Here is a 13,747-nt window from a genome sequence, read left to right as displayed (position 1 = left end):
TTCAGGCGCCCCTTTCTGTTCGGGCCGCTGGTTGACAGATGCCGGGCCCGGGTGCTGTCATGAAAACCAGCCGCGCAGCATGGGTTTTCCGCACAGGGCCGTGCGGCAACGTGGAAGCTGAACCGAGCGGTGTGGACAATGGGCGCAAATAACTCCGCCAAAGCAGACCTCGACGTGACGCTCTGGGGCTATCGCTACAGCGTCTATACCCGCATCGTCCGCATGGTTCTGCTGCATCTGGATGTTCCCTACCGCGCGCGTGAAGCCGACCCGTTCGCCGACCCTCCCGATCCCGATCTTGCGCGGATTGCCCCGATCGGACGCGTGCCGGTGCTCGACCATGCGGGTTTCACCCTCAGCGAGACGTCGGCGATCTGCAGATACCTCGCGGCGATCTTTCCCAACACTGCGTTGGTCCCCGAGGCGCCGCAGGCCCGCGCGCGTATGGACCAGACTATCGCGACCATGGATGCCCACGGATACTGGCCGATGGTGCGCCAAGTCTTCGCCCACGCGGTGTTTCGACCTGTCATCGGCGCGGCGCCGGATGGTGCGCAGATTACCGAAGGGTTGGTGGCCGCGGTTCCGGTCCTGCGGCTTCTGAACGAGATTGCTGCCGAGGGCCGGATTCTCGACGGCAAGAGCCTCTGCCTCGCGGACATGCACCTGGCGCCGATGATCGGGTATTTCGAGATGGCTCCGCAGGGACTCCGCGCGCTCCGAACCTATCCCGCGCTGATGGCCTGGTGGGAGGGTATGCAGCGTCAAAGGGTCTATCAGGACACCGACCCCGGTATTGCAACGCTTGCGTCTGGCGCGTAGCAAGGGGCGCGTATGACAGGGGGCAGCGCGACATGCAGGATGATCCGAAGACACTTGTTTCCACCGACTGGCTGGCCGCCCATCTGAAGGATCCCGACCTTCGGATACTCGACGGCTCCTGGTATCTTCCGTCTGCAGGGCGCGACCCGAAGGCCGAGTATCACGCCGCCCATATACCGGGCGCGCGCTTCTTCGATATCGACGAGATTTCCGATCACCGATCCGACTTGCCGCACATGGCCCCGCCGGCCGAGAAGTTCATTTCGCGGATGCGGGCAATGGGCGTTGGCGACGGCCACCAGGTGGTGGTCTATGATGGTGCGGGCCTCGTGTCCGCCGCACGGGTGTGGTGGCTGTTCCGGCTGATGGGGCAGCCCAATGTTGCGGTGCTGGATGGCGGTTTCCCCAAGTGGCAGGCCGAAGGGCGACCGATCGAGGATCTTCCGCCGATGGTGCGTGACAGGCATATGACGGTCCGGGTTCAAAACAGCCTCGTGCGCGACGTCACCCAGGTCAGCCAGGCGAGCAAGCTCAAGGATCACGCGATCATCGATGCCCGCTCGGCGGGCCGGTTCGCCGGAACCGAACCCGAGCCGCGCGAAGGCCTGCGGAGCGGGCATATCCCGGGCTCGCACAACGTCCCGTTTGCAAATCTGCTGACATCCGACGGCACGATGAAGTCACCCGACGAAACCCGTGCGGTCTTCGAGGCCGCCGGTGTCGATCTGTCCCGTCCCGCGATCACGACCTGTGGCTCGGGTGTGACCGCTGCCATTCTCAGCCTGGCGCTCGAGCGCATGGGCAAGACGGACCATGCGCTCTATGACGGCTCCTGGGCCGAGTGGGGCGCTTTCCCGACCCTTCCCGTTGCCACTGGAGACGCGTGATGTTCGATCAACTCAAATCGCAACCCGCTGACAAGATTCTCGCGCTGATGCAGGCGTTCAAGGACGATCCGCGCGAACAGAAGATCGACCTGGGTGTCGGGGTCTACAAGAATGCCGAGGGCGTGACACCGGTCATGCGCGCGATCAAGGCGGCCGAGCACCGGCTCTGGGAAGAGCAGCAGACGAAGGCCTATGTCGGGCTCGCCGGCGACCCGGCATTTGCCGATGCGATGATCGGCCTGATCCTGGGCGATGCGGTGCCGCGTGAGGCTGTTGCCGCCGCCGCCACGCCGGGCGGCACTGGCGCGTGCCGGCAGGCGTTCGAACTGATCCGCATGGCGACACCGGGCGCACGGGTGTTCGTCTCCGATCCGACCTGGCCGAACCACCTGTCGATCCTGTCCTATCTGGGCATGGACGTGGTGCCCTATCGCTATTTCGACAACGAGACTGGCGGCGTCGACTTCGACGGCATGCTCGCTGACCTTAGGGCCGCCCGCGCCGGAGACGTCGTGCTGCTGCACGGCTGCTGTCACAACCCCACCGGCGCCAACCTCAACCCGGTCGAGTGGCAGGCGGTGATCGACCTGCTGAACGAGAGCGGCCTGATCCCGATGATCGACATAGCCTATCAGGGATTCGGCGACGGGCTAGAGGCGGACGCGGCCGCCACCCGCATGGTCGCGTCGCGGGTGCCGGAATGCCTGATCGCGGCGAGCTGTTCAAAGAACTTTGGCATTTATCGCGAGCGCACGGGTCTTCTGATGGCGGTGTCGCAGGATACGGCGCAACGAAAGCTGAACCAGGACACACTCGCGTTCCTCAATCGGCAGAATTATTCCTTCCCGCCCGATCACGGCGCGCGGCTGGTCACGATGATCCTGAACGACGAGGCCCTCCGGGCGGACTGGATGGCCGAACTCGAAGACGTGCGCCTTTCGATGCTAAGCCTGCGGCAGGCGCTGGCGGATGAATTGCAGCGCCTCACCGGATCGGACCGCTTCGCCTTTCTGGCGCAGCATCGCGGCATGTTCTCGCGGCTCGGCACAACGCCCGATCTGGTCGAGAAACTGCGTGCCGAACACGGCATCTACATGATCGGGGACAGTCGCATGAATATCGCGGGCCTGAACGCCAACACGGTTCCCGTTCTTGCACGAGCCATCGTGGACGTCGGGGTCTAGGTTCCAGCTTGGTTTCTGACCGGCCCTGAGCGGGGCCGGTCGACGTTTCTTGCGTGGGAGGCTCAGCCCATGACGCTCTTGTTGCATTCGCGCGCCATCTCGATGGCCTTGAAAGTGCCTTCCAGATTGACCGTGAAGGCGTAGTCCTTTTCCGGGAACACGATCATCACGTACTTGCGGGCAATATCCTCGATGAACTTCGGATCATCCGACAAGACATAGCCGCCGGAATAGCCCTTGGTGATATTGCCACGCATCCCGGTGGCCTCGCCGATGTAGAGATCTTCGTCGATCAGGATCGCAACGCCTTCGGTGTCGCCCGCCTTGATGTCGGTATCGGCCTTGGTGAAGACACCGACATAAGCGGCGGACCGGTCCGCGGTCAGGCCCATCTGGACTACGTTGTCCAGATCGTCGACCTTCTCGATCAGGCAGGACTTCTTTTCCTCGTCGATGAACACTTTCCAGCCTTCGACTTCGCCGTATTTCATGAACGTGTCCGCACTGGTCGCCGTCGCGGCAAAAAGCGCTGCCGAAAGGCTTGCAATGAGAGTGGTCTTGAACGCCATTCTGGATAGTCCTCGTTGTCTCTGGGGTGAACTGCACGCGCGACCGCTCGTCGCGCACATTCATGTTTCAGGAGTCCCGCTCTGATTGCAAGGGGATGCCGCGGGGTCAGGCGATAAGGCGCCGTCGGAAATGGAAATGGCCCCGGCGATTTGCGCGCCGGGGCCATTCTGCCAGACAACTCAGCTTGTATCAGCCTTTGGAGAATTCCGGATAGGCCTCCATGCCCAGTTCGGACATGTCCAGACCGGTGATCTCTTCTTCCTCGCCGACCCGGATACCGAGAACTGCCTTTAGGATCAGCCAGACCACAAGGGACGCAGCGAACGTAAACACGCCGTAGGCCACGATGCCGGTCAGCTGGGTCATCAGAGTTGCGTCGCTGTTATAGAACGTCACCGCGATGGTGCCCCAGATGCCCGCCAGCAGGTGGACCGGGATGGCGCCGACGACATCATCGATCTTGAACTTGTCGAGCATCGGAACCGCAAACACCACGATGACACCACCGATGGCACCGATCCAGAGCGCGCCGAAGAGCGACGGGGCCAAAGGTTCGGCCGTGATCGAGACCAGGCCGGCCAGCGCGCCGTTCAGCACCATGGTCAGGTCGGGCTTCTTGTAGAGAACCTGCGTCAGGATCAGCGCTGTGACCGCACCGGCCGCAGCCGCCATGTTGGTGTTGGCGAAAATCCGCGAAACGTCCGAAACATCGCCCACGGTTCCCATCGCGAGTTGCGAGCCACCGTTGAAGCCGAACCAGCCCAGCCACAGGATGAACGTGCCGAGCGTGGCGAGTGCGAGGTTGGAACCGGGCATCGGATGCACCTTGCCGTCCTTGCCGTATTTCCCGATGCGCGGACCGAGGACGATGGCACCGGCCAGAGCGGCCCAGCCGCCGACAGAGTGCACGACGGTCGAACCGGCGAAGTCCTGGAACCCGGCGGCATCTAGCCAGCCGCCGCCCCATTTCCAGGAGCCGGAAATCGGGTACATGACGCCGGTCAGAACGACGACGAAGACCAGGAAGGGCCAAAGTTTGATCCGCTCGGCCAAAGCACCCGACACGATCGAGGCGGTGGCGGCGACAAACACCAGTTGGAAGAAGAAGTCAGAGCCGATCGAGGCATAATCAAGCGCCGCATCGGCTGCCGAGACACCGACGGGGTCAAGGACTGTCGGCGAGAAGAAGCTGCCGACATAGCCGTTGAAGTCGCCCGGATACATCAGGTTGAAGCCCATGAACCAGTACATGATCGCGGCGATCGAGTAGAGCGCGATATTCTTGGTCATCTGCATGGTGACGTTCTTGGATCGCACCAGGCCGCCTTCGAGCATGGCGAATCCGGCCGCCATGAAGAACACGAGGAACCCTGCCATGCAGAATAGCAAGGTCGTCATGATATAGGGGCCGATCTCGTCAAAGCCCGGCGCATCTTGCGCGAATGCCAGAGACGGCAGCGTCATCAGCGCTGCTGCTGTGGCGAGTGTCTTGAAGTGTGTCATAGTCATTTCCCTAGGTTGCCGCAGCTTCAGATTGCGTCCTCGTTGGTTTCGCCGGTTCGCACGCGGATGGCCTGCTGCACGTCCAGCACGAAAATCTTGCCGTCGCCGATCTTGCCGGTCTTGGCGGTCCTGGTGATCGTCTCGACCACCTGATCGGCCATGCCGGCCGATACGACGATTTCGAGTTTGATCTTGGGTACGAAGTTCACGGCATACTCGGCACCGCGGTAGATTTCGGTATGGCCGGACTGCGATCCGAAGCCCTTTATTTCGGTCACCATCATGCCGCGCACGCCGGCCTCGGTGAGCGCCTCGCGCACCTCTTCCAGCTTGAACGGCTTGATTGTCGCAATGATGAGTTTCACCTCTATCCCCTTCACCTGGCGGGTCGCCCCGCGTGTTTGCACACGCAGAAAAGCCGCGTTGCATTCGGGATGGGAACGATTCAGCAGCGTCGGGCGGTCATTGAGTGCGAGAAATTGCACAATTTTTGCACAATTTCCACAAAAGGCGCAAAAAATAGGCAAATAGGAAAGCGGATGACCGGGGCTGACAAACCGTCTACAAAGCGGTAACGGCCCAGTATGATGGCCGAACGATAAAGCCGGGCAGGGCTGAGCATGACCAACAAGTCGACGCGCAAACCACCTCTGGTGGCGGACCGGAGGTATCCGTCCGTCAAGCGCACATCCTCCACCAGCAAGGCGGCGACTGCCAAGCCGAAACCGGCAAAGGCCAAGCCCGCGCCAAGGAAGCGTGCGCCCCGCAAGCGGTCCGGCAAGTCGGGTGGCGGCGGCGGCATCGTCGGGTTTTTTCGCCGACTGATCGGCTGGATCCTGCGGCTGATCTGGTCCGTGACGTGGCGGTTCGGAGCGGTCGTCTGCCTCTGTGTCGCCATGGCCGTCGGCTATGTTTACACGACGTTGCCCGAGGTCGGTGCGCTGCTCGATGGACGCGCGCGCGGATCGGTTACGATGCTGGATCGCAACGGTGATGTTTTCGCCTGGCGGGGGGACCAGTTCGGTGGTGTCATCACCACCGAGACCGTCTCGCCACACCTGCGGAACGCCATCGTCGCCACCGAGGACCGGCGCTTCTACCGTCATTTCGGGATCAGTCCGCGGGGTGTCGCCAGCGCCGTCCGCATCAACCTGAGCGAAGGGCGCGGACCACTCTCCGGGCACGGCGGCTCGACCATCACCCAGCAGACCGCGAAATTGCTGTGTCTGGGGGAACCTTTCGATCCGGGCGCGGGCATGACCGAGGCCGAGTACGAGGCCGAATGCCGTCGCGGAACACTCTGGCGCAAGGCAAAGGAAGCCGTGTTCGCCATGGCTATGGAGGTCAAGTACACCAAGGACGAGATCCTGACCATCTACATGAACCGGGCGTTTCTCGGCGCAGGGGCGAGGGGGTTCGAAGCTGCGAGTCAACGCTATTTCGGCAAGTCCGCCTCCGATGTCAGCCCGGCCGAGGCGGCGATGCTGGCGGGCTTGCTGGTTGCCCCGACGCGCTATGCGCCGACCAACAGCCTGACCCGGTCCCAGAACCGTGCGACCGTGATCGTCGGACTGATGGAGGACCAGGGCTATCTGTCCCCGGCGCAGGCAAAGGATGCACGCGACAATCCTGCCGAACTGTCGCAGGCTGCCGCCGAACGCGCGGGCGGCTATTTCGCCGATTGGGTGATGTCCAGCGGACCCGAGTTCTTTACCCGAAACACAACCGAGGATGTCATCATCAAGACGACGCTGGATCGCAAGTTACAAGCGGCGGCGGAAGAGGCGATGCAGTTCATCTTTGAAAACAAGGTGCGGGACGGGTCCAAGGCGCAAGCGGCGATCGTCGTCATGTCAGCGGATGGTGCGGTCCGTGCGATGGTGGGCGGGCGCGAGGCCAAGGTTGTCGGGGCGTTCAACCGCGCCATTCAGGCCAAGCGGCAGACCGGGTCGGCCTTCAAGCCCTTCGTTTATGCCGCGGCGATGGATCTCGGCTATTCGCCGCTCGATACCGTTGTCGACGAACCGTTCTGTATGACCATCCCGGGATCGGGGCAGTGGTGCCCGAAGAACTACACCAACGAGTATTATGGCCAAGTGACGCTGACACGCGCGCTGAAGGATTCGCTGAACGTGCCAGCGGTCAAGGTGTCCGAGCGTGTCGGCCGCGAAGTGGTGCGCGAGGTCGCCAGCCAGTTCGGTATCGAGAGCGATCTGGCGGCGGGCCCCGCGCTGGCCCTCGGGGCGTCCGAGAGCACGCTGCTGGAAATGACTGGCGCCTATGCCGGCATCCTCAATGGTGGCTCATCCGTCACTCCGTATGGTCTGACCGAGCTGACGCTGCTGGGCGACCGCGAACCGCTGATGGGAATCGACGGTGGTATCGGTGAGCGGGTGATTCAGGAAAAGGCCGCACAGCACCTGATCTGGATGATGGAAAAGGTCGTGTCTGAAGGTTCCGGTCGCCGCGCGGCGTTGCCGGGTTGGGAAGCGGCGGGCAAGACGGGGACGACTCAGGCAGCTCGAGATGCATGGTTCATCGGCTTCACGTCGCAATATGTCGCGGGGATCTGGATGGGCTATGACGATAATACGCCGTTGACCGGAGTCACCGGTGGCGGATTGCCGGCCGAGATCTGGCACGAAGTGATGGTTCGCGTCCATGATGGGATGACGCCGGTTCCACTGCCCATGCGCGCGCCCGAGCAGGTGGCGCAACAGCGGGACGGTGGCTCCTATGGCGGTGGCGCGCAGGGCAACAACGGGCTTGGCGCGGTCATCGACAACGTGCTGCGCGACCTGTTCGGCGGAGGCGGAGGTGGCGGCGGCAATACGCCCGCCGCCGGAGGAAATCGCTGAGGATCAACTGGTCGCGTTCAGGTCCGCGATCAGTTGGTCGATGTTGCCGCCGCGCCGATCCAGCATCGCGCCAATCTCGGTACGCTCGGTCAGCAACAGGTTCACGCCTTCAATGAAGATGTTGTAGAACAGGTTCTTGCCTGACTTGTCGGACACGAGGAAGGTAACGTCGAAGGGCGCTTCGCCGCGCAGGTAGGCCTTGCTGCGGATTTCGTAGCCGTTCTTGATCTGCCGCGCGGCTTCCACTTCGACACGTCCACCGATGAACTCGCGGAATCGGCGACCATACTTGCGCGAGATGTATCCCTGGAATGCCTTGGTGAAGTTGCGCATCTGCGCCGCGCTGGCCCGGCGACCGTCGTTGCCGAGCGCATAGCGTGCCATGATCGGAACGTCGGCATAGCGTGTGAAGATGCGCTCGAAGTCGCGCAGCATGGCGCTCTCGGACTTGCCCGATGCGATCACCTGGTTGATATCGGCCACGACCTGGTCGACCAGCGACCGCGCCGCACTTTCGGTCAGGGCAAGGGCCGGCATCGGCAGGGCAAGCAGCCCTAGCCCGGCGACCGCACCGCCGAGGAAATTGCGTCGGTTCGATGAATTATTCTGCATATGGGTCCTCGTATGGGTCAAGTGAGACATCTGCGTAGGGATCAAGCGCGACATCCCCATAGGGATCCACGTATGAGTCACCGCTGTTGCCTTCCAGTTCAAACCGGCGGTTCTGCAAGTAAAGGATGCGCGCGACCGCATAGCTGTCGGCGCTTTCATATAGAATCGCATCCACCGTGTCGGAGAAACGCCCTCGGTCGCTCAACCGTTCCACGAATTCCGCGTAGAACCCGACATTCTCGAGGGGGCGCTGCGGAGCGAAGGTCAGCGGGTTGGTAAAGAAGTCCACAAAGACACCCACCGCGTCGCGTTGGGTCGACGGGCCGAAGAACGGCAACTCGATATAGGCGCCTTCGCTGAACCCCCACTTGGCGAGCGTCGCGCCGAAGTCGGTATCGGTTTCCGGTATCCCGAAATCGCTGGCCGGGTTTGCCAGTCCGAAGAACCCGATGGTCGAGTTCATCAGGAAGCGCCCCAGCGATATGCCGGACTGCCGAAAATCGCCCTGCAGTAGGAAGTTCGCCGCGTCGCCGGGTTCCGAAAGGTTCTCGGCGAAATTGTTGAAGCTGTCCTCGATCGGGTCGGGAATCAGCTTGGTGTACCCGATGGCGGCCGGACGAAAGAAGGCCCGGTCGACGGCAAGGTTGAACTTGTGCACGCCGCGGTTGTTGGCCTCGTACGGGTCGAACGGAGTCTCGTTCGACCGGGTCGCCGTCTCGGGCACGGTGCAACCGGCGACTGCGGCCAGAAGAAGGGGCGCGCATAATACCTTAAGAAATTGATGGGTAAGTGTCATTGCGATCGTGTCCAATCCAGGGTCGTCGGGATCGTTATGGGGCGTCTAAACCAAACAACCATGGTTCACACTTGGTGCAAGTTCACTTAATGAAAATGTGGCGGTTTTGGAACAGCCGATTCAGGGGCTCTGCGTATTCGCGCCGAACACGCGATGCGGATGCCAGCAGGCAGAAAGCGCGAGGCTGAGACAGATGACGCCAGAATCCGGTCGTGAGGAACTGCGCCGTGCAAGGGCCGAGAGCCGCGCGCTCTACTGGGTCGTGGGCGTGTTCAGCTTCTTTGCCAATCTGCTGATGCTGACCGGTCCGATCTACATGTTGCAGGTCTATGACCGCGTTCTCGGCAGCCGCTCGGTCGAAACCCTGGTGGCGTTGTCGCTTCTCGTGGCGTTTCTCTATGGAGTCATGGGCATTCTCGACTATTCCCGCGGTCGGATCATGGCCCGTGCCGGAGCGCGCTTCCAGGCCGCGCTCGATCGGCGGGTGTTCGATGCGATGGTGCGCCGGTCCGCCGTGGCGTCCGATCCGTCGGCGCAGACCGGGCTGGCTGATCTTGAATCCGTGCAACGCCTGATCTCCTCTCCGGTCCTGATGGCGGCGTTCGACATTCCGTGGACACCAATCTTCCTGGCCGGGATCATGCTGTTTCACCCGTGGTTGGGTATCCTGGCGCTGGCGGGGGGCGCGGTCCTGATCCTGATCACTTTGGTCAATCAGATGCTGTCGCGCGGACCCTTGCGACAAGCCAACGCGACCTCGCATCGCGCCTCGATGCTGTCGGATGAGATACGCGGCGAGGCCGAGATGATCCAGAGCATGGGCATGCGTGGTGCGGCCTTCGAGCGGTGGCAGAAGGCGCGCGAAGAATCGCTGGAGGAGAGCATTTCGGCCAATGATGTCGGCGGCACCTTCTCGTCGATGACCAAGACGCTGCGCCTGTTCCTGCAATCGGCCATGCTGGGTCTCGGGGCTTATCTGGTGCTGCAGAACGAGATCACGGCGGGCGCGATGATCGCGGCGTCGATTCTGCTCGGTCGGGCGCTTGCGCCAATCGAACTGGCGATCGGGCAGTGGCCATTGGTGCAGCGTGCCAGCAAGGGGTGGAACAGCCTTGCCGAACTGCTCGACAAGGTGCCGCCCGAACGCCCCCGCACCGAGTTGCCCAAGCCACAGGCCAAGCTCGCCGTGCAGTCTTTGACGCTTGTGCCTCCGGGAGAGACTCGCGCCTCGTTGCGGACCATCAGCTTCAATGTCGAGCCGGGCCAGGCGGTCGGCGTGATCGGTCCGTCGGGATCGGGGAAATCGACGCTGGCGCGCGCGTTGACCGGCGTCTGGCGCCCCGCGGGGGGCACGATCCGGCTCGACGGCGCGTCGCTCGACCAATACGCGCCGGATGTTCTGGGCCAGAATATCGGCTACCTGCCGCAGCGGGTGCAGCTGTTCGACGGCACGATCGCGTCGAACATCGCCCGGTTGAGCAGCACGCCGGACAGCGCAAAGGTGGTCGCGGCGGCCAAGAAAGCGGCAGCACATGACATGATCGTCAAATTGCCCGAGGGATATGACACCCGCGTTGCTGCCGGCGGCGGACGTCTGTCAGGTGGGCAGATGCAACGAATCGCGCTGGCACGGGCGCTCTACGATGACCCGGTCATCGTCATTCTCGACGAGCCGAATTCGAACCTGGACAACGAAGGGTCCATGGCCTTGAACCAGGCGATCCGGGACCTCAAGGCCGAAGGGAAATCAGTGCTGATCATGGCGCATCGACCGGCCGCGATTCAGGAATGCGATACGCTGCTGGTGCTGGACAACGGCATGCGTGTCGCCTTCGGACCCAAGGAGCAGGTGTTGCGCGAGACCGTGATGAACCATGAGCAGGTGCAGAAGACCGCCGGCATGGGAGGGGTGAGATGAGCGAGTCGCGCTGGTCCGCCCGAGCACCGGTTCTGTTCGGCCTGTTCGGCTTGCTGCTGCTGGTCGGGGGCTTTGGCACATGGGCAGTGGTGTCCAACATCGCCGGTGCGATCATCGCGTCGGGACGGCTCGAAGTCGATCAAAACAGGCAGGTCGTGCAGCATCCTGATGGCGGTGTCGTCTCCGAGATCCTGGTGGACGAAGGCGACAGTGTCGCGCTGGGGCAGGTTCTGATTCGTCTGGACGCGACGCAGCTTCGGTCCCAACTGTTGATCGCCGAGGGCCAGTTGTTCGAACTGATGGCCCGGCGTGGGCGGCTGGAGGCCGAACGCGATGGGAGCGACACCGTGGAATTCGAAGCCGAACTGCATGCCGCTGCCGAGCTGAGACCGGAAGTGGCCGACCTGATCGACGGGCAGTTGCGCCTGTTCCAGGCGCGGCGCGACTCGATCGCGCGCGAGACCGAGCAACTGGAAAAACGGCGCAACCAGATCGGCAACCAGATCGAAGGTATCACGGCGCAGCAGAAATCGCTGCGGCGCCAGATCGAACTTATCGCGCGGGAACTGACGAATCAGCAATCCCTGCTCGACCGAGGTCTTGCCCAGGCCGGCACGGTTCTCAATCTCGAGCGCACGGCAGCGGATCTCGACGGCACCTTGGGAGAGCTCATCGCCTCGGAAGCACAGGCGCAAGGGCGGATAACCGAGATCGACATCGAGATCCTGAAGCTGGGCACGCGCCAACGCGAGGAGGCGATCACGCGCCTGCGCGACCTTCAGTATCGCGAGTTGGAACTGGCCGAACAGCGCCGCTCGCTGATCGACCGGCTCGAGCGGCTGGACATCACGGCACCGGTGTCGGGCATCGTCTACGGCTTGCAGGTGCATACCCCGCGCTCGGTCATCCGTGCGGCGGATCCGGTACTGTACCTTGTTCCGCAGGACCGCCCTCTGGTGATCGCGGCCCGGGTCGAAACCATACACATCGACCAGATTTTCGTCGGGCAGCCGGTCACGCTGCGTTTTTCGGCACTCGACCAGCGCCAGACCCCGGAACTGTTCGGCACGGTGATGCAGGTTTCGGCCGACGCCTTCGAGGACAGCGCCACGCAAGCGTCTTTCTATCGTGCCGAGATCGTCCTGAACGAGGGGGAACAGGACAAGCTGCCCGACGGCATCGTTCTGATTCCCGGAATGCCGGTGGAAACCTTTATCCGGACCGACGATCGCTCGCCGCTGGCCTATCTCGTCAAGCCGTTGGCGGACTATTTCACCAAGGCATTCCGCGAATCCTGACTTGGGGGTTTTCGTGCGGCATCAACCCGGCTAGCGTCCGCGACGACCACTCCGTGAAAGGGATTTTCGCATGTCTATCGAAGCCAAGCTCGCCGACCTCGGTGTCACCCTGCCAGACGCGCCGGCGCCGGCCGCAAATTACGTTCCCTACGTCCAGTCAGGTGAGCTGCTGTTCGTGTCCGGGCAGATCTCCAACGACGAGAACGGGCTCATCACCGGCAAGCTGGGCCATGACATGGAGATCGAGGCGGGGGCCAAAGCAGCGCGACGCTGCGCGATCAACCTGCTGGCGCAGGTGAAAGCGGCATGCGCGGGCGATATCGACCGGCTGGTGCAGGTGGTGAAACTGACCGGTTTCGTCAACTCGACAGCCGAATTCACCGACCAGCCCAAGGTCATCAACGGGGCGTCCGATTTCTTGGTCGAGGCCCTCGGTGATGCCGGGCGGCATTCGCGCTCTGCAGTCTCGGCGGCGTCCCTGCCGTTGGGAGTCGCTGTCGAGATCGAAGGCATATTTCGTATCCGATGACCCCGCCTCTTCCTGCGGTGTTCCTCTCGGTGCCGCTCGCGCATCGCGGCTTGCATGACATCGACACCCTGCGCCCCGAAAACAGTCGTGCCGCCGTCCGCGCCGCTATCGAAGCGGGATACGGTATCGAGATCGACCTGCAGCTCACCGCAGACGGTCAGGCCATGGTCTTCCACGACTACGATCTGTCCCGATTGACCGGAGAACAGGGTCCGATTCGCGCCATCACGGCCGAGACTGCCACCCAGATCGCGCTGTATCGGGGCGACGGAGAGGGAATCCCCACCCTCACTGACATCCTCGGCGCCGTGCAGGGGAAAGTACCCCTGCTGATCGAGATAAAGGACCAGGACGGCGCGATGGGGCCGGCGGTCGGACCGCTCGAAGCCGCTGCGGCCGACGCGCTGCGCGGATATGCGGGGCCCGTCGCCGTCATGTCGTTCAACCCGCACAGCGTGGCGAAGATGGCCGAGCTTGCGCCCGAGATTCCGCGTGGGCTCGTCACCTCCGGGTATGATCCATCTGACTGGCCGCTATCCGCCAAGGCCTGCGCGCGGCTGCGCGAGATTCCGGATTTCGAAACGGCGCACGCGGCCTTTATCAGCCACGACAAGTCCGACCTGACGCGCGATCGTGTGCAGCGGATGCGCGCCGCGGGCGTTCCGGTCCTGTGCTGGACGATCCGGACGCCCGCAGAAGAGGCAGAGGCGCGCAAGCTCGCGGACAATGTGACCTTCGAAGGCTACCTCGCCCCGCTGCCGGGTTGATCG

Annotated in this window: 13 protein-coding genes; 8 read left to right on the top strand and 5 right to left on the bottom strand. The window is 62.9% G+C overall.

Features of this window, described 5'->3' with window-relative positions:
* Positions 1 to 138 precede the first annotated feature (138 nt).
* From JF290_RS12450 to JF290_RS12440, 3 genes are read left to right on the top strand one after another with little or no spacing between them, the layout of a single operon-like run.
* Positions 139 to 822, top strand: coding sequence for a glutathione S-transferase family protein (locus JF290_RS12450; protein ID WP_199025218.1), 684 nt, complete (start codon positions 139 to 141; stop codon positions 820 to 822).
* Between the two features lie 32 nt (positions 823 to 854).
* Positions 855 to 1,709: a 3-mercaptopyruvate sulfurtransferase gene (sseA, locus tag JF290_RS12445; RefSeq protein ID WP_199025217.1), complete on the top strand. Its 855-nt coding sequence runs from the start codon at positions 855 to 857 to the stop codon at positions 1,707 to 1,709.
* Positions 1,709 to 2,893 (top strand): amino acid aminotransferase, encoded by a 1,185-nt coding sequence (locus JF290_RS12440; protein WP_199025216.1) that lies wholly within the window; start codon positions 1,709 to 1,711, stop codon positions 2,891 to 2,893. The genes sseA and JF290_RS12440 overlap by 1 nt, the downstream gene beginning before the upstream one ends.
* Before the next feature lie 62 nt (positions 2,894 to 2,955).
* On the opposite strand, the gene JF290_RS12435 is transcribed toward JF290_RS12440, so the two are convergent.
* The 3 genes from JF290_RS12435 to JF290_RS12425 form a co-directional block, all read right to left on the bottom strand.
* The gene (locus JF290_RS12435; protein ID WP_199025215.1) at positions 2,956 to 3,462 is read right to left on the bottom strand and encodes a hypothetical protein; all 507 of its coding nucleotides are present in this window, start codon (positions 3,460 to 3,462) and stop codon (positions 2,956 to 2,958) included.
* 190 nt (positions 3,463 to 3,652) lie between these two features.
* On the bottom strand, positions 3,653 to 4,966 hold the full coding sequence (locus JF290_RS12430; protein ID WP_199025214.1) for an ammonium transporter: 1,314 nt from the start codon (positions 4,964 to 4,966) through the stop codon (positions 3,653 to 3,655).
* A 26-nt stretch (positions 4,967 to 4,992) separates the two neighbouring features.
* The gene (locus JF290_RS12425) at positions 4,993 to 5,331 is read right to left on the bottom strand and encodes a P-II family nitrogen regulator (protein WP_199025213.1); all 339 of its coding nucleotides are present in this window, start codon (positions 5,329 to 5,331) and stop codon (positions 4,993 to 4,995) included.
* A gap of 255 nt (positions 5,332 to 5,586) precedes the next feature.
* On the opposite strand from JF290_RS12425, the gene JF290_RS12420 reads away from it, so the two are divergent.
* A complete protein-coding gene (locus JF290_RS12420) occupies positions 5,587 to 7,824 on the top strand; it encodes a transglycosylase domain-containing protein (RefSeq protein ID WP_199025212.1) in 2,238 nt (745 codons plus the stop codon).
* 3 nt (positions 7,825 to 7,827) lie between these two features.
* On the opposite strand, the gene JF290_RS12415 is transcribed toward JF290_RS12420, so the two are convergent.
* Both JF290_RS12415 and JF290_RS12410 read right to left on the bottom strand, forming a co-directional pair.
* Entirely contained in the window at positions 7,828 to 8,436 is a 609-nt protein-coding gene (locus tag JF290_RS12415; protein ID WP_199025211.1) for an MlaC/ttg2D family ABC transporter substrate-binding protein, read from the bottom strand.
* Positions 8,426 to 9,160, bottom strand: coding sequence for an MlaA family lipoprotein (locus tag JF290_RS12410; RefSeq protein ID WP_227362186.1), 735 nt, complete (start codon positions 9,158 to 9,160; stop codon positions 8,426 to 8,428). Before JF290_RS12410 ends, JF290_RS12415 begins: the two co-directional genes overlap by 11 nt.
* A 265-nt stretch (positions 9,161 to 9,425) precedes the next feature.
* Between JF290_RS12410 and JF290_RS12405 the strand changes: the two genes are divergently transcribed.
* From JF290_RS12405 to JF290_RS12390, 4 genes are all read left to right on the top strand, one after another.
* Positions 9,426 to 11,150 (top strand): type I secretion system permease/ATPase, encoded by a 1,725-nt coding sequence (locus JF290_RS12405; RefSeq protein WP_199025209.1) that lies wholly within the window; start codon positions 9,426 to 9,428, stop codon positions 11,148 to 11,150.
* Positions 11,147 to 12,448 (top strand): HlyD family type I secretion periplasmic adaptor subunit, encoded by a 1,302-nt coding sequence (locus JF290_RS12400; protein WP_199025208.1) that lies wholly within the window; start codon positions 11,147 to 11,149, stop codon positions 12,446 to 12,448. Before JF290_RS12405 ends, JF290_RS12400 begins: the two co-directional genes overlap by 4 nt.
* Before the next feature lie 70 nt (positions 12,449 to 12,518).
* Positions 12,519 to 12,977, top strand: a complete 459-nt coding sequence (locus JF290_RS12395; RefSeq protein ID WP_199025207.1) for a RidA family protein — start codon at positions 12,519 to 12,521, stop codon at positions 12,975 to 12,977.
* Positions 12,974 to 13,744, top strand: coding sequence for a glycerophosphodiester phosphodiesterase family protein (locus tag JF290_RS12390; RefSeq protein ID WP_199025206.1), 771 nt, complete (start codon positions 12,974 to 12,976; stop codon positions 13,742 to 13,744). Before JF290_RS12395 ends, JF290_RS12390 begins: the two co-directional genes overlap by 4 nt.
* Positions 13,745 to 13,747: the final 3 nt, after the last annotated feature.

Source organism: Sedimentitalea arenosa (genome assembly GCF_016428585.1).
GTDB classification, from domain to species: Bacteria; Pseudomonadota; Alphaproteobacteria; order Rhodobacterales; family Rhodobacteraceae; genus Sedimentitalea; species Sedimentitalea arenosa.
This window is presented reverse-complemented; position numbering and strand designations above follow the sequence as displayed.